Origin of the sequence: Paenibacillus sp. GCM10012306, from assembly GCF_042649265.1 — a bacterium.
GTDB lineage: Bacteria > Bacillota > Bacilli > Paenibacillales > Paenibacillaceae > Paenibacillus_AQ.
Map to the genome: position 1 here is coordinate 1 of NZ_JBHRYW010000038.1, position 626 is coordinate 626.

At 54.0% G+C, this 626-nt stretch carries 1 protein-coding gene; it reads right to left on the reverse strand.

The window, feature by feature from the left end; genetic code table 11:
- Positions 1 to 626 (reverse strand): RCC1 domain-containing protein (locus ACFORK_RS29055; protein ID WP_379205553.1); only part of this gene is annotated, 626 nt, incomplete at both ends.

The following is a 626-nucleotide window of genomic DNA, read 5'->3' on the forward strand; positions in this document are numbered from 1 at the left end:
GTGATTCCGCTCAGCCCGGAAACTTGGCTTACCGCAACTCCGGTCGACCAGGTCCAAACTGTGCCGTCACTTTTTAGGGCCATTCCTTTCGTACCAAAGGACGCAATCGCGATGATTCCGCTCAGGCCACTAATGGATACCGGGGTACTTCCGTATCCTTGACCCCATCCCCAGACCGTGCCATCCCCTTTCAACGCAAAGCTTTGGATCGATCCTGCTGCTACGGCGTTTACTCCGCTTGTCAATCCACTGACTGCTACGGGCACACTACGCAGAGTGGTCGTTCCATCACCCAGTTGACCGTAATAATTATAGCCCCATGCCACCACGCTGCCGTCGCTCTTCAGCACTACGGTATGCGAGTCACCGTTAGCTACCGATACAGCTCCACTAACTCCAGGCACACTGACACTCGTCGTCCGGATCACCGACAGTGCACTTCCATCGCCCAGTTGGCCGTTACCGTTACTTCCCCATACTTTTACCAAGCCATCGCTATCAATAGTGGTACTATGAGAACCCCCACCAGCGATTAATTTATTTGGCAATTCGATGCTAATCTTCATCCAGGTCACGGCTGACCATTCGGACCATGCCGCACCGTCGGTGACTTTCACCCGCACTTG